2 rRNA genes (1 of these 2 only partly in view) are annotated in these 1,924 nt (G+C 54.5%); both read left to right on the plus strand.

From position 1 onward, the window contains the following. Nucleotides 1-1,673, plus strand: a 23S ribosomal RNA gene (locus ACMZ91_RS21495); it begins 1,205 nt to the left of the window's first position. A 127-nt stretch (nt 1,674-1,800) separates the two neighbouring features. Beyond that, nucleotides 1,801-1,915 (plus strand): 5S ribosomal RNA (gene rrf, locus ACMZ91_RS21500). Nucleotides 1,916-1,924: the final 9 nt, after the last annotated feature.

Genomic DNA, 1,924 nt, shown 5'->3' on the forward strand with positions numbered 1-1,924 from the left:
AAGTCTGCTGGAGGTATCGGAAGTGCGAATGCTGACATGAGTAACGATAATGCGGGTGAAAAACCCGCACGCCGAAAGCCCAAGGTTTCCTTGCGCAACGTTAATCGGCGCAGGGTGAGTCGGCCCCTAAGGCGAGGACGAAAGTCGTAGTCGATGGGAAGCAGGTTAATATTCCTGCACCTCGCGTAAGTGCGATGGAGGGACGGAGAAGGTTAGGTGTACCAGGCGTTGGTTGTCCTGGGGAAAGGCGGTAGGTTTGGATCTTTGGCAAATCCGGGATCCTCTAAGACCGAGCACCGAGACGAGCCTTTAAGGCGAAGTCACTGATACCACGCTTCCAGGAAAAGCTCCTAAGCTTCAGCTTACGCAGACCGTACCGTAAACCGACACAGGTGGGTAGGATGAGAATTCTCAGGCGCTTGAGAGAACTCGGGTGAAGGAACTAGGCAACATGGCACCGTAACTTCGGGAGAAGGTGCACCCTTTTTGGTGGCTCGTGCGAGCTATAGCTGAAGAGGGTCGCAGTAACCAGGCCGCTGCGACTGTTTATCAAAAACACAGCACTCTGCAAACACGAAAGTGGACGTATAGGGTGTGACGCCTGCCCGGTGCTGGAAGGTTAATTGATGGGGTCAGCCGCAAGGCGAAGCTCTTGATCGAAGCCCCAGTAAACGGCGGCCGTAACTATAACGGTCCTAAGGTAGCGAAATTCCTTGTCGGGTAAGTTCCGACCTGCACGAATGGCGTAACGACAGCGGCGCTGTCTCCACCCGAGACTCAGTGAAATTGAAATCGCTGTGAAGATGCAGCGTTCCCGTGGCAAGACGGAAAGACCCCGTGAACCTTTACTATAGCTTTACACTGAACGTTGAGTTCGTCTGTGTAGGATAGGTGGGAGGCTATGAAACTGTGGCGCTAGCTGCAGCGGAGCCATCCTTGAAATACCACCCTGTCGTGCTTGACGTTCTAACCTGGGCCCATTATCTGGGTCGGGGACCGTGTATGGTGGGTAGTTTGACTGGGGCGGTCTCCTCCTAAAGAGTAACGGAGGAGCTCGAAGGTACGCTCAGCGCGGTCGGACATCGCGCACTGTGTGCAAAGGCATAAGCGTGCTTGACTGCAAGATCGACGGATCAAGCAGGTAGGAAACTAGGACTTAGTGATCCGGTGGTTCTGTATGGAAGGGCCATCGCTCAACGGATAAAAGGTACTCCGGGGATAACAGGCTGATACCGCCCAAGAGTTCATATCGACGGCGGTGTTTGGCACCTCGATGTCGGCTCATCACATCCTGGGGCTGTAGTCGGTCCCAAGGGTATGGCTGTTCGCCATTTAAAGTGGTACGCGAGCTGGGTTCAGAACGTCGTGAGACAGTTCGGTCCCTATCTGCCATGGGCGTTGGAGATTTGAGAGGGGCTGCTCCTAGTACGAGAGGACCGGAGTGGACGAACCTCTGGTGTTCCGGTTGTCACGCCAGTGGCATTGCCGGGTAGCTATGTTCGGAAGCGATAACCGCTGAAAGCATCTAAGCGGGAAGCGCGCCTCAAGATGAGATCTCCCGGGGCACAAGCCCCCTGAAGGAACCATGTAGACTACGTGGTTGATAGGTCAGGTGTGTAAGTACAGCAATGTATTGAGCTAACTGATACTAATGATCCGAGAGGCTTGACCATATAACCTCAAGTTGCCTTGGCTTTACGACAGCGTCGTAAGAGCATCCAAGTGCACGCTACGTCACAAGAACTACGAGAGGCAGGCGCCTTATCCAGCTGTATCGGATGGCGACGCTCCAACCGCCTCCCTGGTGAAATTAGCGCTGTGGAACCACCCGATCCCATCCCGAACTCGGAAGTGAAACGCAGCTGCGCCGATGGTAGTGTGGCTCAAGCCATGCGAGAGTAGGTCATCGCCAGGGTTTATACCC

Source organism: Stenotrophomonas sp. FR024, from assembly GCF_047500745.2.
Classification (GTDB): domain Bacteria; phylum Pseudomonadota; class Gammaproteobacteria; order Xanthomonadales; family Xanthomonadaceae; genus Stenotrophomonas; species Stenotrophomonas maltophilia_A.